The sequence below is a fragment of the Trinickia symbiotica genome, from assembly GCF_002934455.1.
Classification (GTDB): domain Bacteria; phylum Pseudomonadota; class Gammaproteobacteria; order Burkholderiales; family Burkholderiaceae; genus Trinickia; species Trinickia symbiotica.
In genome coordinates, this window is the sequence record NZ_PTIR01000012.1 from 1 (window position 1) to 24,004 (window position 24,004).

At 60.8% G+C, this 24,004-nt stretch carries 24 protein-coding genes and 1 pseudogene; 11 read left to right on the forward strand and 14 right to left on the reverse strand.

Translation table 11 applies throughout. The features are described 5' to 3' along the window. Nucleotides 1-216: 216 nt before the first annotated feature. The 7 genes from B0G57_RS31800 to B0G57_RS17525 all read right to left on the reverse strand — a co-directional run bounded on the left by B0G57_RS31800 (nucleotide 217) and on the right by B0G57_RS17525 (nucleotide 9,147). Nucleotides 217-1,635, reverse strand: a complete 1,419-nt coding sequence (locus tag B0G57_RS31800) for a hypothetical protein (RefSeq protein WP_223258698.1) — start codon at nucleotides 1,633-1,635, stop codon at nucleotides 217-219. A 69-nt stretch (nucleotides 1,636-1,704) separates the two neighbouring features. Next, nucleotides 1,705-2,475 carry a hypothetical protein gene (locus B0G57_RS17500; RefSeq protein ID WP_146013380.1) on the reverse strand — a complete coding sequence of 257 codons (771 nt, stop codon included), beginning with the start codon at nucleotides 2,473-2,475 and terminating at the stop codon, nucleotides 1,705-1,707. 800 nt (nucleotides 2,476-3,275) lie between these two features. Further along, on the reverse strand, nucleotides 3,276-4,751 hold the full coding sequence (locus tag B0G57_RS17505; RefSeq protein ID WP_018444252.1) for a tyrosine-type recombinase/integrase: 1,476 nt from the start codon (nucleotides 4,749-4,751) through the stop codon (nucleotides 3,276-3,278). 134 nt (nucleotides 4,752-4,885) lie between these two features. Next, a complete protein-coding gene (locus B0G57_RS17510; RefSeq protein WP_018444253.1) occupies nucleotides 4,886-5,539 on the reverse strand; it encodes a hypothetical protein in 654 nt (217 codons plus the stop codon). Continuing rightward, nucleotides 5,505-6,485, reverse strand: coding sequence for an ATP-binding protein (locus B0G57_RS17515; RefSeq protein WP_018444254.1), 981 nt, complete (start codon nucleotides 6,483-6,485; stop codon nucleotides 5,505-5,507). Before B0G57_RS17515 ends, B0G57_RS17510 begins: the two co-directional genes overlap by 35 nt. Nucleotides 6,486-6,511: 26 nt before the next feature. Then, nucleotides 6,512-8,515 carry a DDE-type integrase/transposase/recombinase gene (locus B0G57_RS17520; RefSeq protein ID WP_018444255.1) on the reverse strand — a complete coding sequence of 668 codons (2,004 nt, stop codon included), beginning with the start codon at nucleotides 8,513-8,515 and terminating at the stop codon, nucleotides 6,512-6,514. Next, entirely contained in the window at nucleotides 8,512-9,147 is a 636-nt protein-coding gene (locus tag B0G57_RS17525) for a hypothetical protein (RefSeq protein ID WP_018444256.1), read from the reverse strand. The genes B0G57_RS17520 and B0G57_RS17525 overlap by 4 nt, the downstream gene beginning before the upstream one ends. A 518-nt stretch (nucleotides 9,148-9,665) precedes the next feature. Here B0G57_RS17525 and B0G57_RS17530 point away from each other — a divergent pair. Together B0G57_RS17530 and B0G57_RS17535 are read left to right on the forward strand one after the other, a co-directional pair. Then, nucleotides 9,666-9,944, forward strand: coding sequence for a type II toxin-antitoxin system RelB/DinJ family antitoxin (locus B0G57_RS17530; protein ID WP_018444257.1), 279 nt, complete (start codon nucleotides 9,666-9,668; stop codon nucleotides 9,942-9,944). Next, a complete protein-coding gene (locus B0G57_RS17535) occupies nucleotides 9,922-10,161 on the forward strand; it encodes a type II toxin-antitoxin system YafQ family toxin (RefSeq protein WP_018444258.1) in 240 nt (79 codons plus the stop codon). The genes B0G57_RS17530 and B0G57_RS17535 overlap by 23 nt, the downstream gene beginning before the upstream one ends. A 113-nt stretch (nucleotides 10,162-10,274) precedes the next feature. Here the strand turns inward: B0G57_RS17535 and B0G57_RS31405 are convergent, their stop codons facing one another. Beyond that, nucleotides 10,275-10,448: a hypothetical protein gene (locus B0G57_RS31405; protein WP_018444259.1), complete on the reverse strand. Its 174-nt coding sequence runs from the start codon at nucleotides 10,446-10,448 to the stop codon at nucleotides 10,275-10,277. Between the two features lie 80 nt (nucleotides 10,449-10,528). After that, a complete protein-coding gene (locus B0G57_RS17540) occupies nucleotides 10,529-11,413 on the reverse strand; it encodes a LysR family transcriptional regulator (RefSeq protein WP_018444260.1) in 885 nt (294 codons plus the stop codon). A gap of 132 nt (nucleotides 11,414-11,545) precedes the next feature. Between B0G57_RS17540 and B0G57_RS17545 the strand changes: the two genes are divergently transcribed. The 6 genes from B0G57_RS17545 to B0G57_RS32145 all read left to right on the forward strand — a co-directional run bounded on the left by B0G57_RS17545 (nucleotide 11,546) and on the right by B0G57_RS32145 (nucleotide 16,842). After that, nucleotides 11,546-11,800, forward strand: a complete 255-nt coding sequence (locus B0G57_RS17545) for a hypothetical protein (protein WP_146013381.1) — start codon at nucleotides 11,546-11,548, stop codon at nucleotides 11,798-11,800. 68 nt (nucleotides 11,801-11,868) lie between these two features. Further along, nucleotides 11,869-12,345, forward strand: coding sequence for a GNAT family N-acetyltransferase (locus B0G57_RS17550; protein ID WP_018444262.1), 477 nt, complete (start codon nucleotides 11,869-11,871; stop codon nucleotides 12,343-12,345). Between the two features lie 95 nt (nucleotides 12,346-12,440). After that, nucleotides 12,441-13,313 (forward strand): sugar phosphate isomerase/epimerase family protein, encoded by an 873-nt coding sequence (locus tag B0G57_RS17555; protein ID WP_018444263.1) that lies wholly within the window; start codon nucleotides 12,441-12,443, stop codon nucleotides 13,311-13,313. Then, nucleotides 13,300-14,361: an isopenicillin N synthase family dioxygenase gene (locus tag B0G57_RS17560; protein ID WP_018444264.1), complete on the forward strand. Its 1,062-nt coding sequence runs from the start codon at nucleotides 13,300-13,302 to the stop codon at nucleotides 14,359-14,361. Before B0G57_RS17555 ends, B0G57_RS17560 begins: the two co-directional genes overlap by 14 nt. 50 nt (nucleotides 14,362-14,411) lie before the next feature. Beyond that, on the forward strand, nucleotides 14,412-15,242 hold the full coding sequence (locus B0G57_RS17565; protein ID WP_018444265.1) for an ABC transporter substrate-binding protein: 831 nt from the start codon (nucleotides 14,412-14,414) through the stop codon (nucleotides 15,240-15,242). Nucleotides 15,243-15,285: 43 nt separating this feature from the next. Continuing rightward, nucleotides 15,286-16,842 carry an amino acid ABC transporter permease/ATP-binding protein gene (locus tag B0G57_RS32145; RefSeq protein ID WP_018444266.1) on the forward strand — a complete coding sequence of 519 codons (1,557 nt, stop codon included), beginning with the start codon at nucleotides 15,286-15,288 and terminating at the stop codon, nucleotides 16,840-16,842. Here B0G57_RS32145 and B0G57_RS17575 read toward each other — a convergent pair. Beyond that, the gene (locus B0G57_RS17575; RefSeq protein ID WP_026230343.1) at nucleotides 16,839-17,729 is read right to left on the reverse strand and encodes a LysR family transcriptional regulator; all 891 of its coding nucleotides are present in this window, start codon (nucleotides 17,727-17,729) and stop codon (nucleotides 16,839-16,841) included. The two genes, B0G57_RS32145 and B0G57_RS17575, sit on opposite strands and share 4 nt — an antisense overlap. Before the next feature lie 149 nt (nucleotides 17,730-17,878). Between B0G57_RS17575 and speB the strand changes: the two genes are divergently transcribed. The 3 genes from speB (at nucleotide 17,879) to B0G57_RS17590 (ending at nucleotide 20,623) form a co-directional block, all read left to right on the forward strand. Next, nucleotides 17,879-18,829, forward strand: coding sequence for an agmatinase (gene speB, locus B0G57_RS17580; protein WP_018444268.1), 951 nt, complete (start codon nucleotides 17,879-17,881; stop codon nucleotides 18,827-18,829). Nucleotides 18,830-18,905: 76 nt separating this feature from the next. Next, nucleotides 18,906-19,685: a class II aldolase/adducin family protein gene (locus B0G57_RS17585; RefSeq protein ID WP_018444269.1), complete on the forward strand. Its 780-nt coding sequence runs from the start codon at nucleotides 18,906-18,908 to the stop codon at nucleotides 19,683-19,685. 11 nt (nucleotides 19,686-19,696) lie between these two features. Then, entirely contained in the window at nucleotides 19,697-20,623 is a 927-nt protein-coding gene (locus B0G57_RS17590) for a 2-hydroxyacid dehydrogenase (protein ID WP_018444270.1), read from the forward strand. Between the two features lie 61 nt (nucleotides 20,624-20,684). Here the strand turns inward: B0G57_RS17590 and B0G57_RS17595 are convergent, their stop codons facing one another. The 4 genes and pseudogenes from B0G57_RS17595 to B0G57_RS17610 all read right to left on the reverse strand — a co-directional run bounded on the left by B0G57_RS17595 (nucleotide 20,685) and on the right by B0G57_RS17610 (nucleotide 23,977). Then, nucleotides 20,685-21,608: a LysR substrate-binding domain-containing protein gene (locus B0G57_RS17595; RefSeq protein WP_018444271.1), complete on the reverse strand. Its 924-nt coding sequence runs from the start codon at nucleotides 21,606-21,608 to the stop codon at nucleotides 20,685-20,687. An 89-nt stretch (nucleotides 21,609-21,697) separates the two neighbouring features. Beyond that, the gene (locus B0G57_RS17600; protein WP_317615715.1) at nucleotides 21,698-22,501 is read right to left on the reverse strand and encodes an alpha/beta hydrolase; all 804 of its coding nucleotides are present in this window, start codon (nucleotides 22,499-22,501) and stop codon (nucleotides 21,698-21,700) included. Between the two features lie 103 nt (nucleotides 22,502-22,604). Next, nucleotides 22,605-23,129 (reverse strand): annotated as a pseudogene (locus B0G57_RS17605) (glycosyl transferase family 8); the annotation flags it as partial. A gap of 23 nt (nucleotides 23,130-23,152) precedes the next feature. Next, entirely contained in the window at nucleotides 23,153-23,977 is an 825-nt protein-coding gene (locus tag B0G57_RS17610) for a sulfite exporter TauE/SafE family protein (RefSeq protein ID WP_020566599.1), read from the reverse strand. Nucleotides 23,978-24,004 lie beyond the last annotated feature (27 nt).

Sequence of the window (24,004 nt, forward strand, 5' to 3'; positions counted from 1 at the left end):
GCTAACCGCGTCAGAGCAAGATACGCCTCCGTGCTCACCCACATATCCAGACGTCGATCACCGTTGCCATCCTTGCCTGCCGTGTCGCGCCTTGCTCGATAAGCCGCTTGCCGTTGTGCCGTCGTTTGTGTCATCTCCCATCTCCCTCGTTACCCGGTAACTATCGATTCGAAAGATGTTACCCGGTAACGCGAAACCTAACGATGTGGGGCAGATTTAGCGCTTACATTGATACAAAATCGCCCTTGTCTGAGAAGCAAAGCTCGCCGCATCGTTCGCACCTTCGCTTGCGAAACTCTGCACCATCTGCAGGAGCGTTGGGTCGAGGCTCATCGCGATGTAGAGGTCCGGCAACGTCCCATAGCCTCGCAGATTCGGTAGCGTGAGAACAATCGGGTTGAGCTGATAGCTGCCTTCGAAGTGAGAATCAAGCTGGCTGTTGTCAAAATAGGCCTCGGCTATTTCCCTCGTGGTCCCGTCAGATCGCGTGTACGTCGCGACCTCGGCGATCAAGTTGCCGCCGTCGGCTTGATTCACATTCTGGGTGGTGAGGTTGATCGAGGTGATGCCCAAACTGGCTAAGGAGTGCAGTTCCCCCGGATCGGCGACCCCATTGCCATTCGTGTCCGTCCAGACTTCCAGATTAGCGAACCCTGGGTCATTCGCATTAATGACGCCATCATGATTGGTGTCCAACGCTTCCAGCGCGGTAAACCCGTCTGTGCTCGAATTGCCGAAGAGATCACTGATGTTGTTGACTGTCCCGTCGCTGTTTTCGTTCACCAAGATCCCGGTTTCTGGGCCAACCCATCCCGTGTGGACTGCGTAACCCGTGTCATACAGATCGAAGAAGGCGTTCGACTGCGTCAGTGGCACTAGTTGTACTCCGTTACCCGATAGGTCTAATACCAGTGGGTCTGTCATGCTTCGCCCAAGCAAAGCAGGAACAGTAAACGCGTATAGTGGATCTGAAGTCGTTCCATCGGTCGGGAATGGCACCGCATCCATATTGGAAAACATGCCATTCGGCCCGAAAAGATCGGAGAAAAAATTCGAAAGATCGTTTGACGCATTCTGAGCCATGTCATTCATAGCTCGTTTAAAACCAGCAGCTACACCGTCAGAAGCTTGCAAAAAGTTGCTTGCCGTGTTGATCGGGTTTCCATTCGGATCAACAACGCTAGTATAGCTATTTCCGAAGAAAAACGCGTCTCCCAACGTGCCGGGCCAGGCATACTCCGGAACACCCAGGGTATTCTCCATACTCGATACATCCGTCGGTATTATCGTTTGAGTCGACGGAATAACGCCAGAATCTGCAATGCCGCTTAGCATTGACCGTGCAAAGCTATCCGATGCTACCTGGAATTGATCGTCAGAAATGTTGATACCGCTCTCTGTAGCAACGGATTCGACGTAGCCCCGGGCAAATGGGCCGAGAAATCCATAGTTACCGTTGATTTGCGCCGCATCACCGAACCATGTTGACGCGGCAGACATATTCTGATTGCCAGTTGTATTTGCGCTGTCGATGATGCTTTGCAGGTACAGATAGCCACCCGGATAGTCAGCGTTTGCGAGATATCCGCGCAATGTAGTGACTTGATTCGAGTTCAAATTGATCAGGCCCGCCATATAGCCCCCGTGAGCAAAAAAACTGCCTATCAGCCCCACATAATATTTAACCCTGAAATAACCAATCAATTATTGATTGCTGACGTACATTGATGCAATAAGCTTTCTTACAGCTTCATCGATATCTTCGAAGCGCACCTTCACGTTTTTGCTTACCGAAAATCTAAACGCGTAGCGTCCCCGGACCCCATGAGTAATCCTATTGCGAACTGCCCATGAACCCAAAATCTCAACCACCACGCTGTCCCCTTGATGATCCGTGAAAATTATTGCTTTCTGATCGGCATTTTTACCGAGGGGCTCGCTATATACGGCGCGATCATTCTCGCGGCCAATAAATCGAGCTCCGGTGTCGCCCGAGATCAAATCGTCAGCCAGTGTTCCATTCTTTGGGTATCCCTCAACAATGATGTCCAACGAATTAAAGCTTATGGGCGGCGACCGTCTGCCCACCGTTGGCTGCATGGACGGATAATCGACTATTATTTTAAAAAAACTTTCTTGAACCTCGGGCTTATACTTGCGCGGAATTTTAAAAATTGCGCGATTATTGTTATAATAACCAACCGACGCGGTTATATAATCGCCATCCGCACGCGCAAACATCGGATACAAAGTGCATGCCAAAGCCAACACAATGATGACGGCTGGCATTCGTGCAAAATATAGCCCGAGCTCCCGGAGCGCAGAGCGCAACACAACACACGGTGTTTTTTCCGGGATGAAATTGAACGTTTTTCTAAATGAGCCGCCACGAACAATAGTTTGACCGTGCGTCGCACCGAGCGCGCACAAAGTGAGACTACGACCCACGCCAAGACGTGCGATGAATGGCATCATCCGATAATCCCCCGTTCCGCGAAACCTATTAAGCCACTGCTCCTGACGGAAATAACACACGGTCAATTATGTTTAATCAATGAGAACAGCTACACTCTCGCTCAAAGGGGTAGCTGCAATTGTCGAAGCGTGGCGCAGCCAAGAGACAATTGAAACGACCTAGATGATGCCCCTGACGTCGATTACTTCTTGCTTTATTCTGCCCAGTGAATACTACGCGCCCCTAATTTTCAAGTAATGGTTAACGCGTATACGCCACTAAGTCACGCTAGCCTCGAACCCGCAAACGTTTCAATCTGTTTTCCGGCTACCCATGAAAAAAACCAGCCACGCCAAAATCCGAAGGATTTAAATTTAGACTGACCGTTCTGAACGATGTCGCCGCACCGGAGCGGTCGGGCGCGCGATCGAGATGTTGGGCACGCTGCCCGCCACTGCCGCTGGTCACTGCGCTGCATGCTCATGGCATCGGCGAGGTGCGCATGCACCGCGTGGAGCAGTCCTTCGTACAAGCCGAAATTGCACAGGTCATGACAAACGCAGCAGACAATCTCGAAGACGCGAACGACGGCACGCTCCCTCGTCGAAGCAGTCGCGCAGTCGATTCTGATTGAACTCCGCTTGCCCGGCGGCCGAAGAAAGACATCGACAGCCAAATGTGCGGTGCAGGAACTTCTCTGTCTCTCGCCGAGGCGTACCGATCTGCCGCTCGAGTTTGGCACGAGGTCAGGCACGCCTTGAGCGTTGTACGCCCAAACGGCAGATATTTTTGAAGCATTTTTGATTTAGCGGGTCAGACCTTATTTTCGGGCAGTAAAAGCTCCGGCCATCTGTCGCGCGCGTTGGATGTCATCGCTGTGCAGGTACATCGAAGTCGTCGCGATCGAGGCATGGCGCAGATTATCGCGCACGCTCGTGAGCTCCGCGCCGCGCGCGAGCGCGTGCGTCGCATGCGTGTGCCGCATCCAATGCGGGCTGGCGCGCCGCAGCTTCTCAGCGGCGACAGGATAGTCGGCGCCGATGACGTCGGCGGCCCGCCGGAAAAATCGCCGCATAATGTGCCACAGGCGCGCTCCCGTAATGCCGGTGGCGCGGTCCTCGTCGAGGCTCGCGAGTAGCGGCGTCCTTGGCTCCCAGCGCCTCGGCGTGAACGGCAGGCGACGCTCGACGAGATACCGATCGAGCGCCGTGCGCGCCAGCGGTGGCAGCGCGACCTTGCCCGGGCGGTGCCCCTTGCCGACCACATGCAGCCAATGATCGCCACGCTCGTCGAAGCTAACGTCGCCGAGCGTCGCGCCCACCAGTTCGCTCGCACGCAAGCCTGTCGCGTACGCAAAATCAAGCAGGAAGCGAAGCCGCTGCGCCGCCGACGCCGACCAGCCGTTCGACCATTCAAGCCCGTCGGCAAGCGTACGCACCAGCAGCCACTCGCCTTCGGTGAAGCCGCGCGCAGTGTCGAGTGGCGCGACGCGCGTACGGCCATGCACCTTGATACCGGCAAACGGGTTCGCGAGCACATACCGCTGCTCGATGAGCCAGCGAAAGAGCGCCCCGAGCACTGACAGCGCATAGGCGGTCGAGCGTGCCGACAGATTGCCGGCGAACGGCCGCCAGTCCGGTACCGTGCGGGGCCGCGGCGGCCCGATCCAGCGCTCGCGCGGCGTCGGGTGGCGCAGGAAGGCACGGTACGCGATGGCATCTTCGGTCGTGAGCGACGAGAGCGCGCGGCCGCGCTCGACGATCGCCCACAGTATCAACCGCTCGGCCTCCTTGCGATAGGCGCGCTGAGTGGCCGGCGCCTCGTGCAGCGCGAGCCACGCTTGCACCGCGGTATAGTCGTCAACGCGCACCGTCAGCTCAGCAAGGGTCGCGATGCCGCGCGCACGCAGCACGCGCGTCACGCGCGGCGACAGCCACAGATCGACGTCGTCGGTGATCTGTGGCACCGGCAAGGGGAGCGCGCGCACGACCTCGATCGCGTGGCCAACCGCTTCGGCGTGCTTCCGCCGCTCGTCGGCGGGGTGGGCGAGCAATGCCGCGAGGTCAGGGCGTCGCCGCTCACGCGCGAAGGCAATCAGTTGCCGGCGGATCGTGCCAATCAGTCCGCGCGCCGACGCCCCGGGTGGTCGAGCATCCGAGAGGTACCGCTCGACCGCTGCGCGCGAGGACAGCCCCGCGTACCAGGCGCGCAGCGCGGCTAGCGCATCGGCATCGGGGAACGTGGACAATTTCGGTGAGGGATGCGGCGTGGCGACCCGGGCTAGACGCGTTTTCATGACCCTCAGTTTAGGTCGGAAATCCGTCTGGTGCGATAAGAAGGATTATCTGAATAGGCGTCTGTTGCGAGATAGATGACAGCATCGATCGCGCTACATCCAGGTGACCAAAGGCATTGCAATCTTCGTCGCAGTTAGCCTATGTAGCGCTCAAAATATTGCCGAGTGAATGCCTTGCGAAACTCGGCTTTCATCGGCTGAGCATTGTTTGGCGACCATCCTTGGCCTCCATAGCCGGCACGGCAATACGCGCAACGATAGGGCGCCTCCAACAGTCGCACGCTGACGAGATACGGTGCTTCGTAGCCGCAGCGCCGACAGGCTATTTCCAGAGGCCGACGATGCGCCGGGCAAACACTGATGCTCTCGATCTGGTGCAACACGCTGTGGTAGCCGTGCGCCACGCAGCGGCGACAGTGACGAAAGACGCTGCAGTAAGGTCGCCGCTGGCTTGGCTGCAATAGCGCCGCACGCAACATTTTGACGGGCACCGCTAAGGTTTCGTGCAATCGAACGATGTCGACCAGTCCAAGTTGCGGGACAATGCCCTCGTAGGGATCGATGTCCGGTCCCATCAATCGCGCGACGACATGGCCCGGCAACGCGTTCGCCTTCTCGAACTTCCACAAGATCGAGACAAGTGACTCGCAGGGATCGAGCCACTTCTTGTTGAAGACGTACCCGAGCGAAGGTGTCAGCTTGCGTTCGTCGAGGGTGAGGATCGGAAAGCTCGGAGGCCGCAACAGCCCGCGGCTACGCAGCGGCGACGAGAACGCGGCCGGTTGCATGGCGTGACTGCACGTAGCCGCAGTGATGCACGGCGTGGGCCCACAAGGCGGGCTCCGGACAATATCCCAAGCCGTCCTTGAGCTCGCTTTCCTTCAGCACGATTTCGACCGCACGCGCGAACGATTCCATCGGGATGGCCAGGTGACCCGGCAAATTGGCCTTATTGTGCGCGGCTTCAAAAGCGCACCAGAGCCTATCGGCGTCGTTGATCAGTCGATAGCCTGCGTCAAAGGCTTGGGGAATATAGAAGCGGGTAAAGCTCCACTCGCTCCCTTCCGGGTAAGCGGTCTGATCGTATCCGTTCAGGCACGTCGCCACGTCCTCGGCATTGCGAATGCCGTAAAACGACAGCTCCTCGACCATCAGTCGCGCCACGATCTGGGTCTTGCCGGCGATCTGCAGGGCAGTTTTTTGCGCAAGGAGTTCCTGTTGACCGACGAGGAACGTGAACAGCTTGATCTGCTGACGGTCGAGGGCATCATGCACATCACGCAGCCATTCATATTCGTTCTCGTTGTAACGCTGCGCTTCGTCGCAGAAGAGCAGGACGGTGCCACTACCGGCCCGCGCCGCGGCCTCGCGGATGCGCAGCGACAGGCGCATGCGTTTCGACGGATTCGCGCCGGCATTCGGGTCCGGGTCACCGACGGCTTCGAGCAAGTTCGCAAAGAACGGCCCCTCGGCATGACGCGGCTTGTGCTCGCATTGGGCGTGGTAGCTCGTCATTTTCGGATAGTTGCGGGCGAGCAGCAACCGCACGTACTCAATTGCGCGGGTTTTGCCGATGCGTGACGGACCATAGATCAGCGCCCCCATGATCCGGTAGCGGAGACAGCGGACGACCAGCTCATAGAAGGCTTCGATCGCCGGCGTAGCGATGCGGTAATTGCCGGTGACGAGTGGGTGCAGCGACGGATCGATCGGACGCGGTATCTGAAGCGACATGATGCACCTCCCAACGTGAATGTGGTTTAAAAGACCTGGCCAGTCCCGATTGAGAGCTTGCGCGGACGCACGGGCGTGCGCGGCGTGAGCTCATCGACGGTGGTCACCGGTGCGGCGACGCTGGCTGCGGAGTCCGGCGCGGCGGCGGTCGTCGGTTCTGCCGGACGCGTTGGACCAACGGGCGTGCGCACAGTTGGCGCGCTCGCCAGCAACCGCATCGCGTGCGCAAGCTCGGTTGCAGCCTTGCGGGTTTGCTTTGCCCGCGCGAGTTTTTCTTGGACGTAGGCTTCAATTGGATTGGTGTCGGCGGCCGTGCGCCGCCGGCGCTTGCCCGCCTGCTTGCGAATCTCCTGACGCACCTTAAGGTTGTGCGGCACCACGCGCCACGCCCCTTGGGCCTCGAGCACGCCCAACTCGGTGCCGTCCGCCAGGAAGGATCGTACGCAGCGAAGGTCATCGGCGTTCATGTAGATCAGCAATTGCTGGCCAATCAGATGCGTGCTAGTCGCAAGCACACCGTTGGTGTAGCGCACTCCGTGCAGGTTGATGTGCGGACGCACGCCCTGCTCGAGATAGGCCCGCACACGACAGCGCCGTGCCGATTGCATCAGGCAGAGCGCCCGGCGATGATGCTCGGCGAGCCAAGTCACCAGCGTCTGCCTGCCGCGCACGAAGTACTCCAGCGCTTCAAGCGGCGTCGCGTTGTTCAGGCCGCTGTGCGGGGTGGCGTTGTAGCTCGCGATGGCGTACTCGACAAGTTCCTCGAGTTCGTCGAGCGAGACGTAGAGGCGCAAGTCGCCCTTGGGATCGGCGAGCACCCGGCGCAGGTCGCGCGGATGAGCGCCCGTATACCCGGGCAGGCGCGAGGATAAGCGGCTCGCAATCGTGCCGAAGAACCGCTCGATGTAGGGCCGCTCATCGGGGCTGTATTTCGGTCCGGCATCGACCAGGCAGCCGACGAACTCGCACAACGCGGTCAGCGTCTCGTTTGCGAGATTCGCCTTCCCATTGTCGAGCCTCATCCGCTCCCACGTCACATACGCCAGCTCCGGCAACCGCTGTGACGGGAAGCCATCCTGCGGTCCGTACCCGAGGCCGGGAATCGTGAAGGCTCGCGGGCGATGGGGCTCGAGCGCATTTTCGATGGTCTTAACCACGTCGTAGCGGCTGTACTCCCTTGCCAACGCAATGTGGTGGCCCAGCACAGCGCGCGTGCAGACGTCGATGATCACGAGAAGCCATACCCGTTCCATCTCGAATTCGTGTTCGAAGCCGAGCGGATCGCGCACGACTACTTTGAGCCGGATGTCGAGCCGGTGACCGTCGAATTCGACGACTTGATACGGGCGGGCCGCCGCGGGCGTGCCCGCGTCGTCAGGGCGTGGCAAGCCCTTCAGGTGCGAAGCGCCCGCCGAGCGGGCTGCCGTGCCGAAGCTGCGCAACATCTCCGCCTTCAACCGATGCGAGAGCGAACGGATCGCGTGGCCTGCCGTATTGAACGGATAGTCGGCCGCCGTCAAGCCAACCGCGCGGCATTGGCGCAGGAAATCGTCGTGCAGCGCTTGCAAACCGCGTAGGCGGGTGCGCAAGCGCCCCTCGGTGTGTCGCTGCTCGAGCAGCACCTTGCGTTGCTTCACCTGAAGGAGCAGCCAGCCCGCCAACGCGGGGTAGCGCTCGAACAGTTGCGACAGAGCGCCCGCCGCGCCACGGCTGCCGCGATCGCCACGCACTTGCACATCGCGCACTCGCCCGTACTCCGCGACGCGCAGGTAGCGAATGAGCGCTCGAAAGCCGAAGGGTCGTCCGTCCGGATGCGGCGCCTGGGCCCGCTCAAGCCAGCGGTACAATTGCCGGCGATTGATGCCCGTCGAGCGTTCGATGGTTTTGACGGAATCCCCCGCTAGGTAGCGCACCACGGCGTGCCGGCGTGTCTCGAACGTGCGCCGCGCGGCATCGTTGAGTTCCGTCTGGGCGACAGTGGGCCAGGCGTTAACGTCGATCGCCTGGAACTCCGGTCTACGGCGATTCATGGCACCACCTGCGCAGCCACGAATGACGTGAGCAGCGACAGCGGTTGCGTCCGAAGCTCCGGGGCGCTGACCCGACCGCAGTGGAGAAGGCCGAATAAGGCTGTGCGGACTAGAACCGGATCGCCGGTCGAGAACTCGCGCTCGACGGCGAGTAACCTTTGCGGTTGTTCCACGAAGCGCGCAATTGCTGGTGGTAGCGTTGGTGGAACGAGCTTCCGGTTGGCGACAAGGTAAGGCAGCATGCGCTGCCAGTTATCGGTCCAGACACACGCAGCGGCCAGTTCAGCCGGTGCGACACGCCGGATCGGAAACGCGTTGCCATCAAGATCGCGAGATGATGTCTTAGCATTGCTCTCGATCTTTGAATCGCTAACGAAAACTAACTCTGCTCGGTCAACGTAGCGAACCCAGAAGTCGACGAGATGCCGGTGTCCGTCAATCAGCACGTATCCCGGGCGCTCGCAGAACGAGATCACTGTCGGGTTCGCCTCGAGCAGCAGCCATTGTTCGAGCAATGTGCGCTGATAGAACACCACGCGGCGCGCGAGCTTCGGGCTGAACGCTTCGAGCCGATGTGCGCCGCGCGGACGGGCGAGCGCGACCGGCTCTGCGTTGCGCAGAGAATCTTCCATAAGATCAAGACCTTACGGACGGGATTCGAAGTGTAGGAGGCGAATTGACAAATTTAATGCGGACATATGCGAATTGACACTTTTATTGCGTTTCGAATGGAAATAGAAGTGTCAACGCGATCGCGCTTGGCCTCGCCGTTACGAGCGGGGGATGGTGACAGATTTATTGCGCTCTACGCCAGCAGTCATAGATGGCGCCTCGTCCCGGCGAAAAAGGCTGGGCATCCCGTCGAGAGTCGTCAGGATGTGCGCGTTCGCTTCAAATTGGATTGAACCGAAAGAGGTGGGGGCGCCCGTTGGCGTCTAGAGTCGCGGAGGCCGGGATAACCGAAACTTGCCAGGACCGCATCGATTCGCTTTTGAGATGGTTACGATCAGTGACAGTAAGCGAGTGTACGGCGAGCCGATATTGGATCTCGGCCGAGCGGCGGTCCCATATTGCGTCGTAGCGGCGTTGTAGTCGCCTCTCCGACAGGGGCTAATCCGCGGACTCATCAACGAGACATGAAGGTTCCCAAATGCTCGCTCTTAGCATTAAGACTACCGATGTGCGCGCGCGCATCGAACCCGAGCTCAAGAAGGAAGCGGCGGACGTTCTCGCTCAGAACGGACTGACCATTTCGGAAGCGTTTCGGCTTTTTCTCAGGCAGGTCGTGATGACGAGAGGATTGCCGTTCGAGGTCCGCATTCCGGACGAAACCACTTTGCGGGCACTTCGCGAGTCGGAGGAGATGAGGGGTCGCGCGCGCTATCGGTCCTCCGAGGACCTGTTTGATGATCTCGACAAAAAGGACTAGCTTTCCGCGCGCGTTTGACAACACTAAGGAGTTCCAAAAGGACTGGAAGCGGCTCACGCATTCCGGCGTCTTCAATATGAGGCGGTTGAAGGAGGCGATGTTACTCCTCATCGCAAACGAAGGGCCGCTGCCTCCGGAGTACCTCGATCACCCGCTTGCCGGCCCCTGGATACATCACCGCGAATGTCACATCGGCGGGGACTTCTTGCTCATCTAGCGGTTAGAGGATGACGAAGTCACCTTTGTCCGCGCCGGCACACATGCTGACCTCTTCGAGTAGGGCGAGACCGGCCGGCCGAGTGACCGGCCCGCGCTCCCCCTTCCCATGCTTCACCCCACCGACGTCTCTCCCTCTCCGGGTTGCTTGCCCGGCTTATCGGCAGGTGACTGCTTGCGCTGCTTGTCCTCGCGTTCGGGCATACGGCTCCGCTCATCGTCGTTATGTTGAGCGGGCTTTGGATGCGCCAGATCCGGTTGTTGCGGCTTGTCATTCGTCGAACTCATAGTGCCTCCTGCGAATTCGCTTCACCGACCAGAGCAATGCGAGCAACGAACGCGCCAGCCACGATAAATCCACCCAGACCCTAGCGCAACCGCAGGCTCCATAACGCATCCAGCACGTGCTGAGTCGGGCGATCGATGTCCTCGGCACTATGCGCGATGCCCAGTTCGCGCCAAAGGGCCGGCCGCAAGGGCCGCATCGCAATGCGAGGATCCTGGACCGGCGCAACTGCCTCCTGAGGAAGCAGCGCCGCACCGTATCCGGCCGCCACGAGGCTCCTGATAGCGTCGGTGAAATTGAGCTGGATTCGCGGCACCGGATGCTGGCCGCCGGAAGCAAACCACTCCGCAGTCAGGCGGGAAAACCGAGTGCTCGAGTCGTTCAGAATCAGCGGCCGTACCGCGAGCCATTGCGGCGTGACGCGCGCGGGGCACTTCCATCCCGCGGGCATAAACGCCATGACGGGATCGCGGCGCCAACGCTTGATGGTCAGTCCATCCGTGGCCTGCTGAGGCAGTGCGACGAGGCCAACGTCCAGCGCACCTGACTTAAGCCGCGCCAGCGTTTCTTGCGAAGTCAGTACGGCAATCTGCAAGTCGATGCCCGGATGATGGAGAGCAAGCAACTCCAACGCCCGCGGCAACAGATTCGCGATCGCACCCGTGGACGCGCCGAGCCGTACTCGCCCACCCTTTCCTTCCACCTGACGCTTTACATCCTGCAATGCCTGCTCGGCCTCGGCAAGCAGCCGTCGCGCGTATTTGACGAGCGTCTCCCCGACGGCCGACGGCCGCACCTGCCCTCGCTTGCGCGACAAAAGCGGCGCGCCGAAACGCTCCTCGAGATCGGCGATGTGAAGACTGATCGTCGGCGGAGCAAGGTGCAACGCCCTCGCGGCGTCGGCAAACGAACCGCAATCGGCGATGGCCACGAGCGTTCGCAATCGATCGAGGCTGATCTCACGCATGTCTACCGAGTCCCCTTGGACTTAGTTCAGGATTACTGAATCTATCGATCAGTAAATTCGACTTTTCGCAATGTTACCTTCAATGGAAGATGGTTGCCTCAGAAGTCCTCACATCCATGAGGTCCCCCCATCATGAATCAAAGAACGGGTATGAACGACGGCAGGCGGTGGGTCATCGCAATCCTGACCGCATCCGCTTTCGTCGCAGTGGTTTTGTCGATCACCGTCATCCGCACCGATGCGCCGTCGCACGTTACCGACGTCAATGGCGGCAAATCGTGCCTCAGCAGCGCCGCCGATAACGCACACGCGAGTCTTGAAGCGTTCTTTCAAAATCCCTCCGGCAACGATGCGCTGAAACAGGCATCGCTCTCATGCTCGAAGTGATTGCCCGCATGCCGCCTGCCTGAACCGCGTTGCCTATAATCGCGATTCCACAGGAGAGGACCACTCCAATGAACGTGCGTGAGCTTTGCGAAGCCGACCTCGACCTCATTTGCCGCCACCGCGAAGAAATGTTTCGTGAAGCGGGCCGCAGCGAAGAGGTCTTACGGACAATGACGGAACACTTCCGGCATTGGCTCGCACCAAGGCTCCGAGACGGCCGCTATTTTGGCTTCATGCTCATGGAAGACGGGAAGGCCGTCGCCGGTATCGGTCTGATGGAACTCGACTGGCCACCGCATCCATTGCATCCAGAGACGGACAAGCGCGGGTACGTCCTCAACGTCTACGTCGAACCGACCTCTCGCAAGCGCGGTCTGGCGCGCGAGCTCATGCGGATGGCGGAAGCCGAGTTTGCGAAACGCGGCGTCGAATACGCCATCCTGCATGCGACTGAACAGGGGCGCGGCCTTTACTCGGGCCTCGACTGGGGCACAACGACGGAAATGGCCAAGTCGATCGGTTTAGTTCAGAAAAACCAAAACTGATTTTTTTGTTTCCGCGATTTTTCGCTACGTATGCTCGATGACAGTATCGGTGCCTGACTGCTGTAACTGGCGCCGAATCTGATCGAGCATCACTCATGCGACTAGACATATTTCGTTCCCTCTGGGGCTATCGCGGCGAAATGCGGACCGTGCTCGAAGAAGCAAGCGCGTCCGAACTCGCGGGTATCGAGGCCCGCCTGCCGCTCGAGCCGGAGGCTCGCGTGGCGCTCAGTGGATCACTCGCCGCATACGGGCTCGATTACATCGCCATTTGCTTTACCGACAGTGCCGTGCTCCCGCGCCAGCACGCGACGCCCGCGGAACATTTGCAGGACCTCGGGCGAAAGCTCGATTGGGCCTCGGAGCTTTCGCCGCGGTTCGTCAATGTGCTCGCGGGCAATGACAGATGGCCGCTCGCGCAACAGGTCGACTTCTTCGGCCGCGCATTGGAACTCGCTGTCCGGCACGGACAATTCTGCAGTTTCGAAACGCATCGCGCGCGCTCGCTCTACAGCCCTTGGGTCACGCTCGACCTCATCCGGCAACTGCCGGACCTTCGCTTTACGAGCGACATCAGCCACTGGGTGGTGGTCTGCGAGCGCCTCCTGGATGACCCGGCCGACGACCTCACGCCGTTTGTCGAGCGCGTTCACCACATCCAGGCCCGCGTCGGATATGACCAGGGGCCGCAGGTGCCGCATCCGGCCGCACCGGAGTTCGCGGCCCAATTGGCGTTTCATCAGTCGCATTGGGCCGCCGTATGGCGTGCCCAAAAAGCGCGCGGCTACGAGTCCTCGACGCTGACGCCTGAATTCGGACCGGACGGATACCTGCACCATCTGCCGTTCACCGACGTCCCCGTCGCTGATCTGACGCAACTCAACGATTGGATGGCGCGGACGGAACGCTCTCATTTCCACCGCATCGTGAAAATTGATCAAGAAGGAGCACTCGATGCAAGACGCTGACAACACGCTCGCCAAGCCGTCCAAACACTTCACGTCGGTGCCCGTCGTCGATATTTCCGGCCTGTTCAGCGACGACCTTTCATCACGCCAGGCCATTGCCAGCAAGCTCGGCGACGCGGCACGCAATGTCGGCTTTCTCTACATTTCGGGCCACGGCATCGAGCCCGACGTCGTGGAAGGGCTGCGGCAAGCGGCGAAACATTACTTTGCCCAGCCGCTCGACAAAAAGATGGAGCACTACATCGGGGCCTCACGCAGCCATAAAGGTTTCGTTCCGGAAGGCGAAGAGATCTACAACAAGGGCAAACCCGACCACAAGGAGGCATTCGATATCGGCTTTGAAGTCCCGGAAGACGACCCGCTCGTGATCGCACGCACGCCCTTGCTCGGACCAAACGATTGGCCGTCGCTCGACGGGTTCCGGCCCGCCGTTCAACGCTATTACGCGCAGGTATTCGCACTGGGACGCCGATTGTTTCGCGGATTTGCACTCGCGTTGGGTCTGCCCGAGGACAATTTCGATGGCTTCGTGACACGGCCTCCGTCAAAGCTGCGCCTGATCCACTACCCGTTCGACGATGACGCGCAGGACGCCCCGGGGCTCGGCGCGCATACGGACTACGAATGCTTCACGATCCTCCACGCGGACGCCCCCGGCCTCGAAGTCATGAATGGACGCGGGGAATGGATCGACACGCCGCCGATCCCGGGCACGTTCGTCGTCAATATCGGCGACATGCTCGAAGTCATGACGGCAGGCGCATTCGTCGCGACGGCGCACCGGGTACGGACGGTGAAGGAGGAGCGCTATTCGTTTCCCCTCTTCTACGCGTGCGACTACCACACCCTGATCGAGCCTCTGCCTGCATTCGCAAATGGCACGGATGAATATGAGCCCATCACGATCGGCGAGCACATGTATTCGCAGGCGCTGCAGACCTATCGATACCTGCGGCGGCGCGTGGAAGAAGGCACAGCCGTTCTGCCGCCGCGAGCGCGCAAGCCGGCGAGCTTCGGACACTTGAAAAAGAACGCGCAGCCGAGTTGAACCGATCCGCGAGCGCTCGCCCCCTGTTACGACAAACCGGAGAATCGCTGATGAATTTCATACAAAACGCTCGACGCAGCCTCGCCGCAATCGCCATTTCGACGGCGATGACGCTGACCGGCGCATCCGCCTTCGCCCAAACGGCGCCCGCCACGCTTGAGCCCGGCCAACTGAAGGTCGGCATGGAGATCACGTATCCGCCGTTCGAGTCATACGAGGGCGACAGGGTGGTCGGCTCGGACCCGGACCTTGCACGTGCGATCGCCAAGCAACTCAGCGCGGCCCCGAGTTTTGTCGATACTCGCTTCTCCGGCCTTATTCTCGGTCTCAACGCACGCCATTACGACCTCGTCATCTCGGGCATGTACGTCACGCCGGAACGCGCGGCACAAGCGCAGGCGATCCCCTATGCGCAGACGGGCGCGGCGATCATGGTGCCAGCGAGCGGTTCGCTGAGGCCCAAGACGCCCGAGGATCTGTGCGGACTGCACGTCGGCCTCGAGCAGGGTACGACGTGGGTGTCACAGTTGCAGGCGCTTTCGAAGAACTACTGCAAGCCGAACGGCAAAGGCGAGATAACGGTCAGCGAATACCCGTCCGCCCCCGAAGTATTGCAAGCCTTGTTGTCGAACAACGTACAGGCGCAGATGGAAATCGCCGGTGCCGCGCACGCGCTCGCGCAGAAATCGGGCGGCCGTGTCATCGTCGCGTCGACGGCGCTCATCTATCCGCAGACGCTTGGCATCTACATCAGAAAGGACAACAAGGCACTTTATGACCTCGTCAAAAACGCACTCGACCAATTGAAGACGAGCGGCGAGTATGACGCGATACTGAAGAAGTACAGCCTCGCCTTGCCTCCCGCCGGCCAATCATCGTGATCGGCCATTGACAGTTTTTGGCCGCCGCGCGTAGGGATTTCTCATGCACTTCGACCTCAGCTATTTCCTGTCGCTGTTCGCGTTCCCGGCGTTCTGGCAGGCCTGCGTGACCGTCATCGAGCTGAGCGCATTGTCGTGGCTGCTCGGCCTGCTACTGGGTTTTCCGCTTGCCGCGGCCAAACGGTTCCGATTCCGATGGATTTCGGCGCCGGCCGCGGTCTACGTCTGGTTCTTCCGCAGCGTGCCGCTGCTCGTGCTGATCGTCTTCGTCTACAACTTGCCGCAGATGTTTCCGGCAACAGGCGTTGCGCTCTCGCACCCGTTCTTCTCCGGCCTCGTGGCACTCGTGTTGACCGAATCCGCCTATATGGCGGAGATCCACCGCGGCGGATTGCTCTCCGTATCGCGCGGTCAATATGAAGCCGCTGCCGCGTTGGGCATCGGCACCATCGGACGGCAACGTCTCGTGGTCGTCCCTCAGGCTTTCCGGATCGCCTTGCCGGCGCTCATCAACGAGTTCGTGACCTGCGTCAAGCTCACGTCGCTCGCCTCGGTCATTTCACTCACCGAGCTTTTGATGGTTGGCCAACGTCTCTACTCGCAGAACTTTCTCGTCATGGAGACGCTGTCGGCCATTGCCGTCTACTACGTGCTGATCGTGACCGTCTTCGGATGGCTGCTGCAGTATGTCGAGCGGCGGCTGGAACTCGCCCGGCGCAAGCCCCAGACGCTCGACGATGCGGCGCTCACCGCCTTGCGCTCTGAGATCGCGGAGCCACGGGTCACGCGTGCCGAATCGGAGCCGCGCGGCGCGCCGAGTGCTGTGATGATAAAAAACCTGCACAAGCGTTACGGCCACCACGAGGTGCTGAAGGGAATCGACCTCGAAGTGCGCACAGGGGAAGTCGTTGCCATCATCGGGCCGTCAGGCTCCGGGAAGACTTCGCTGATTCGCACGATCAACGCGCTCGAGACGCTCGACGAAGGCGAGATCGTCTTGTTCGGGCAGGGGCTGATTGCCGCGGGTGATCGGCCGCACGCACAGCGCGTACGCAAAGCCATCCTCGATATCGGAATGGTGTTCCAGAGCTTCAATCTTTTCCCGCACCGGACGATCCTCGACAACGTGACGCTCGCACCTCGCTTCCATAAGCGATTCAGCCGCGAAGCGGCTCAAGCGCACGCCGTCGCACTGCTCGACAAGGTGGGGTTGCTCGCGCACGTGCACAAGTATCCCCATCAGCTTTCCGGCGGCCAGCAGCAACGTGTCGCGATAGCACGCGCGCTCGCCATGGAGCCCGCCGTCATGCTCTTCGACGAACCGACCTCAGCGCTCGATCCGGAACTCGTCGACGATGTGCTCAGCGTCATCGACGAACTCGCTAAGGAAGGGATGACCATGATCATCGTCACACACGAAATGGACTTTGCGATGTCCGTTTCAGATCGGGTCGTGTTCATGGAGCACGGCAAGATCCAGTTCGACGGATCGCCGGAAGCGGTACGGACAGCCCCGGAAGGAGAACGTGTGCGGCGCTTCATGGGCAATTCGGCGCAAGCATATCCGGCCCCGGCGACACCGATTCTCAAGCAAGCTTAGCTGCTGTTCTGCGAGCGCAACGTCTCGCGAAACTTCTGCACGAGCGGCTCCCTCGCCCGCCCACGCCGCACGATCATCGAGAACGGCGCCTGATAGCCGAAGCTTGCCGGCGCGAGCCCGCGCAGGCGTCCGCGTTCGACCCAGGACTGCGCAAAGTGCTCGGGCAGGAAGCCGATGTAAGCGCCCGATAGGATCAAGATCAACTGGCCTTCCATGCTGTCGACAGTCGCCTCGCTGCGCTTGAAGCCATGCCGCGCCAGTTCTGTCTGGCTCCAGTAGGCGCGCCCGACCATGCGCTGTCGATTCAGGATCTCCGGCTGAATCCGCTCTTCGTCGAAGAGCGGATGGCTATCGCTGCAATAGAGCCAATGCTGCTCGCGGTATAAGGGATGGTAGACGAGCCCGTTCATACGCAATTGAAACGCGCCTATCGCCATGTCGAGCCGGTTGCCGAGCACGCTCAGTTGCAGCTCATAGGGATTCTGAACGTTCAGATGCAAATGGACGGCAGGATGCTCGCGGGCAAATACGCCGATCGCGGCCGCGAGCGGCAGCGATGCATCGGTTACCGTCGCATCGAGCACGCCGAGCCGAAAGCTTCCGCGCAGATCGCCCTTCAAGCTCGCCGCATAACGCTCGAATCCCTCGACTTCGCCAAGCAGGCGCAGCGCTTCCTGGTGGAACTCCTCGCCCTTCGGCGTAAGGCTGAAGCCGCCGCGTCCGCGATGGCAAAGCACTACGCCGACCAACGATTCGAGCTGGCTCATGTAGGTGCTGATCGCGGAGGTCGACAGGTTGAGCTCCTGTTGAGCCGATGCGAAGCCCTGATGACGGACCACGCAGGTAAAGATTCGCAGTAAGCGGGCTTCGGGCAAGACGGTGGTCAATCTGGGCTCCTTCGCACGACACGCGTTCGTCGCCGCGCGGCATAGTTTAGAAATAACTGAACTAAATTTTTTATGCCAGCGATTTGTCGTTGCCCGCCCACGTCGCACGATGACAGTTGCAAAACATGGGAATCGATCCGAGGACTGTCATGGGCAAACAGTTTTATCAGCCGTTGGGCGGACATGAAATGCCGCGCTTCGGCGGCATCGCGACGATGCTGCGGCTGCCGCATCTTCCGTCGCCGAAAGGTCTCGACGCCGCCTTCGTCGGTGTGCCGCTCGATATCGGCACGTCGCTGCGGCCGGGCACGCGGTTCGGCCCGCGTGAAATCCGGACGGAATCCGTCATGATCCGTCCGTACAACATGGCGACCGGCGCGGCGCCGTTCGATTCGCTCTCGGTTGCCGATATCGGTGATGTGCCCATCAATACGTTCAACTTGTTGGATGCAGTCAGAATCATCGAGGAATCGTACGATCGAATCCTCGAACACGGTGTGACTCCACTGACCCTTGGCGGCGATCACACGATCACACTGCCGATTCTGCGCGCGATGAGGCGCAAGCATGGCAAGGTGGGCCTCGTGCACATCGACGCGCATGCCGACGTCAACGACCACATGTTCGGAGAGAAGATCGCGCACGGCACGACGTTTCGCCGCGCTGTCGAAGAAGGATTGCTCGATTGCCAGCGCGTGGTTCAGATCGGACTGCGCGCGCAAGGTTACACGGCGGACGATTTCGATTGGAGCCGGCGGCAGGGATTTCGCGTCGTTCAGGCCGAGGAGTGCTGGCACCGGTCGCTCGAACCGCTGATGGCGGAAGTCCGGCTCAAGGTTCAGGGCGGCCCGGTCTACCTGAGCTTCGACATCGACGGCATCGATCCCGCGTGGGCACCCGGCACGGGCACCCCCGAGATCGGCGGCTTGACGACGATTCAGGCCATCGAGATCATTCGTGGATGTCAGGGGCTCGATCTCGTCGGTTGCGACCTCGTGGAAGTGTCGCCACCGTATGACAAGACCGGCAATACGTCGCTGCTCGGCGCCAATCTCCTCTACGAGATGCTGTGCGTCCTTCCGGGCGTGAAGCGGCGCTGAGGTTTGCCCGCGATTGAAGCGCCTCGCGGAGGCGGCGGGCGCTTCAATCGCAAATCGCAGTAAGCGAGGGACAATCATGAATGTTGAAAAGGGGTTCGTCGACGATCTCCAGGCCGTCGAGCGAAAGATCCGAGTCGAATTGGCCGCACTCTATCGTCTCGTCGCTCATTTCAGAATGACGGACATGATCGACACGCATATCACCGCAAGATTGCCAGGACAGCGGCCGGCGTTTCTGATCAACCTGTACGGCGTCTTGTTCCATGAGATGCGCGCCTCCGATCTGGTCAAGATCGATTACGAAGGGAATGTCATCGATGAACGAGCGCACGACGGATCAGATCGCTACCGCGTGAACGCGGCGGGCTTCACGATCCATTCGGCCATCCATATGGCGCGCGAGGACGTCGGATTCGTCGTGCATACGCATACGGCGGCCGGTATTGGCGTTTCCGCGCAAGAGCACGGGTTGCTGCCGATCAGCCAGCATGCGCTCAAATTCTATGGACGCCTCGGCTATCACGACTATGAAGGCATCGCGCTCGACCTGGGCGAGCGAGCGCGGCTCGTCGCCGATCTGGGTCCGCACAAGGCGATGATCATGCGCAATCACGGCCTCATCGCGGTTGGCGGATCGGCGGCCGAAGCGTTCCACGAAATTTACTTCCTGGAGCGCGCGTGCCAGGCGCAAATCAGCGCGCTCGCGGGTGGCACGCCGCTGCGCACGCCACCGCCGGAAGTCTGTGAGCGAACGGCAATGCAATTCGCCGACGATGACTCCGCCGGTATCATCGGGCTCGCCTGGCAGGCCGCGCTGCGGCTCATCGAAGACGACGTACCGGATTACCGTTCATAGACGATCCCCGCATGACAAAACTCGTTCTCGTCGGTCACGATTTCGACATTAACGGCTTGAGGTCCGCGATATTAGCCGCGGCGCCCGATTTGCACGTCTGCGACTTCGGCGAGCCCGGCGCCACCGACGCAGAAGTCGCCGTTTGCTGGGACCCGCCGCACGGTGCACTGCGCACGTTGTCGAACCTGCGCCTCGTGCACGCGATCGCAGCCGGCGTCGACAACATTCTGGCCGACCCTGAGCTGCCTCGCGTTCCGCTCTGTCGAGTCGTCGACCCCGTGCAGGCACGCGGGATGGCCGAGTTCGTGCTCTGGGGCGTATTGCATTTTCATCGGCAGTTCGATCGCGTGCTGGCCAATCAGCGCGATCGGCGCTGGGACATGCCGCAACAGCGGCCCGCCTCCGACGTTACCGTCGGCGTGATGGGTCTTGGCCGCATCGGTGCGCACGTCGCCGCCACCGTCGCAAGCATCGGCTTTCGCGTCCGGGGCTGGAGCCGAACGCCGAAGACGCTGTCCGGCATCGAGACATTCGCCGGCTCGCACACATTGCCGAGTTTCCTCGATGGGCTGGACGTGCTCGTGTGCCTGCTGCCGCTCACACGGGAGACCGAAGGGATCGTCGGCGATGTCGTCCTGCGGCGTTTGCCCCGGGGGGCCAAGCTGATCCATGTCGGCAGAGGTGAGCAGCTCGTCCTCGATGCGCTCGTCGCGGCCCTATCGGATGGCCACCTCGGCGGTGCGATCGTCGATGTCTTTCCCCATGAGCCGCTGCCGCCGCATGATGCACTGTGGGGTGTACCGAACCTGATCGTGACGCCGCACATGGCATCGGCGGCCAGTCTTGATGCCATTGCGGGGCAGGTCGTCGAAAACGTGCGTCGCTTGCAGAGAAACGACTCGCTTATCCATCAAGTCGATGTCGAACTCGGCTTTTAAAGCGTAGTAATTTGTTGCCGCGGATTGCCTTCCGTCAGTTCGATCGAGATTCTGAACCCGGCTACGCGGAGCCTCGAGCGCCTTCCAGGTGCCGCGCCAGAAAATCGACGAAGGCGCGAATCCTCGTCGACATCTGGTGCCGCTGCGCATAGACGGCATAGATGTCGGCGCTCGGCGTGTCATACCCTGGCAAAATGGCCACCAGGCGGCCGTCGGCCAAGTACTCGTCGATGTCCCATTCGGCCCGCATCAGAATGCCGTGGCCGTCGAGCGCCCACTTTACGGCGATCTCGCCGTCGTTCGTCGTCAGGTTGCCGTTGATTCTCACGGTTTCGGTTTTGCGCGCGGCACCCCTGCCCGATGTGAGCCGCCATACGCCGTAGGCCTCGTCGCCCTGCCGGATGCCGATGCAGTTGTGCTTGGCGAGATCGCGCGGGCACGTGGGCATTCCATGTGAGGTGATGTAGGACGGCGCCGCGCAAAGAAGCCGGCGATTCGGCGCGAGCCTGCGCGCCACCACGCGTGTGTCCGGCGGCTCGCCAAATCGGACGCAGACGTCGAACGCATCCTCGGTCAGCGGCGGCGGCGCCACCGATAACTGAAGCTGCACCGAAACCTGCGGGTACTGAGCAACGAAGCGCGATATCGCCGGCCCGATGTGGCTTCGGCCAAAACCGAGCGTTGCATTGACGCGCAACAATCCCTTGGGACTTTTCTTCGCACTGCCGAGCAATTCCGACAGTTCGCCAATTTCATCGAGAATGCGGCGCGCGTGCGCGAGATAGAGCTCGCCTTCCGGCGTGAGCATCATGCGCCGCGTGGTGCGGTTGACGAGCGCGACGCCGGCGCGCCGTTCCATTAACGCGAGCCGCTTGCTGACGGCGGCCGCCGTCAGCCCGAGTTCACGCGCCGCGGCACTGAGACTGCCCGAGGCCGCGAGCGTCGAAAAGAAGCTCAAATCGGACGGGAGAACGGTTTCGGACACGGCTCGACTTATGAATTCAAGTTAAAAATGGTTTCAGAATAGCATCGGGGCATGCTTGGTGCAGCGAAATTAATAGGGCGAGGGGCTGCCTACCGCCCTCCTCCGCAGCCTGGCGTTATCGCCAGTAACGCCGGCCACTGGTGGCTCCAGTCTCCGCCATGCGTGGCGCCTGGCACCGTTTGCACCCGAGAACACCGCCCGCCAACTGCGCGGACAAAGCGCCTTGCCACCTCGGGTGGAACCACCTCATCGTCGGCGCCGCTGAAGTGCACCTGCGGGATCGATGCCACGCCGGTTGCCACGTCGATCGGGTTCTCCGAGTCCGGCATTCGTGATACCCCGTGCAGCCGATTGATGTACTCGTCGTCGAGATTGCCCGCGACCGTGCGGATCGATTCGACGTCACGGCGTCGCGCGGCGATGAGAATCGCAATAGCGGCTCCGCCCGAATAGCCGACCAGGTTGATACGCTGCCCAGGTGCCCGGACCGCGATCTGGTCGATAGCCTCATTCATCGATGTCACGACTTCCGCCGCAAAACGTCGACCGGTCCAGTAAGGCACGCCGCAACGGGGATTGAGCGCCATCGGTGTGAACTGGCAAGGACGTGCAAGATAGACAACATTGGGTGCGGGATCGGCCACAGCGAGCGCGAGCCCGGTCGCCTCTCGCGGCGTTGGATCGAGCGATGGTTCGCTGCGCGATAGCCAGGCAAGGCCGTCTCCTTCGATATACACATCGATCTGCTGATTCGAACGGCCGATGCGCGACCATGCGGTCAGCACGAAGTTTGCCGTCACGATCTGCTCGCGCCTCATCCCTGCCGGTGCGGCCAACCCATTCGCGTGTGCGTTGCGCTCGAACTGCTCGCACGCGCTCAGCAGTGGCGCCACGCTCACCACCAAGCACCACAAGGCGACTAACGAGGCGGTGCGCAAACGCGGCCTCCGCCGCGATAGCCCCCGCGTCTTTTCGATCGACGGACATTCCACGGAATCAGCGTCCACGTTGTGCGAGCCGGGACAGCTCACTGCCAATTGCGTTCGTCACGCTGCCCCAATCCCCGCGTCGCGGCTGCCGGTAAAGACGCGTGGCCGGATACCAAGGTGTGTCAGCGCGTCCGAGCAGCCAGCGCCAGTCGGGCACGAACGGCAGCATCAGCCACACCGGCCGGCCCAGCGCGCCGGCCAGATGCACCGGCGACGAATCGATCGACACTAGCAGATCGACGACCTCCAGAATCGCCGCGGTGTCCTCGAAGTCGCGGATCTCGTCGCTCAACGATAGCAGCGACATCCCCGCCGGGGGCTCGGTCGCCTGCAGTTCGGCCGGCCCCTTTTGGATTGATACGAAGCTCACGCCCGGCACTGCGAGCGGCGCGAGCTGGGTGAGATGCAGCGACCGGTTGGCGTCGTTGAAATGGGTCGGCCGGCCTGCCCACACCAGCGCGACGAGCGGTCGCGGCAGGTGTGCGAGGCGTTGCCGCCAACGTTCGACACGGCCGGGATCGGCGCTCAGGTACTATGGCGGATACATAGGCGCGTCTAATGCGACATCACCGACAACAGTCCGGTTGCAATCCCCAGTCCGCCAATGCCTTTGGTCAAAATCGCGAGCCCAGATGTGCCAAGTAGAGAGAAAGAAACGCGCCGAAAGTTGATGTCTGAAAGCGATTTGTAGATATACACGCCCAATAACGTGCCGGGCAGCACGGCGACGATGGTCAGGGCGAAGAGACTCCAGAACGTAGCGTTGAACGTGGACGGGTGCTGAACGGTCAGCATGGCAAGCGACACCATTTGCATGGCGAAGATGTAAGGCTGCACGATTGCCCTGGATTCTTTTTTTGGCAACCCCAGCCGCCCGATCCATACGACGACGGCGGCGCCGGGAAAGGCAGTGAAGCCGCCAACGACGCCGCCCGCCATGCCCACCAGCGCGGCAATCGCCCAGCCGCCGGTTAGCACACGCGGATTCGCAGGAGTCGCCATGGAATAAGCGGCGTAGGCAACGAGGAATGCGCCGAAGATCACCATCAGGACAGGGGTCGGCAGGGAATGCAGCAGCCATAGGCCGATAGGGACGCCGATCAAGCCTCCGGCAATGAATGGCGCAGGACCTTGGGGCCACCACTGATGGAGCGGCTTCATGTCGGCGCGAATCTGCCTAAGCGACATCATCTGGTTTGCCGACGACAACGCCATCAGCAGTGGGACGGCAAGCGTCGGGGGCAACAGCCAGAGGCAGATCGCGCCGATGGCGGAGAAGCCGAAGCCGGACAGACCGCTCACGACCGCGGAGAGCCAGAGGATCAGCAGGAGCATCGCGATCGTCGCTCCGCTAAACCCTGATAGCGCGAAAATGTTCAATTTCCAATCCTTACGCTCAAGAAACAA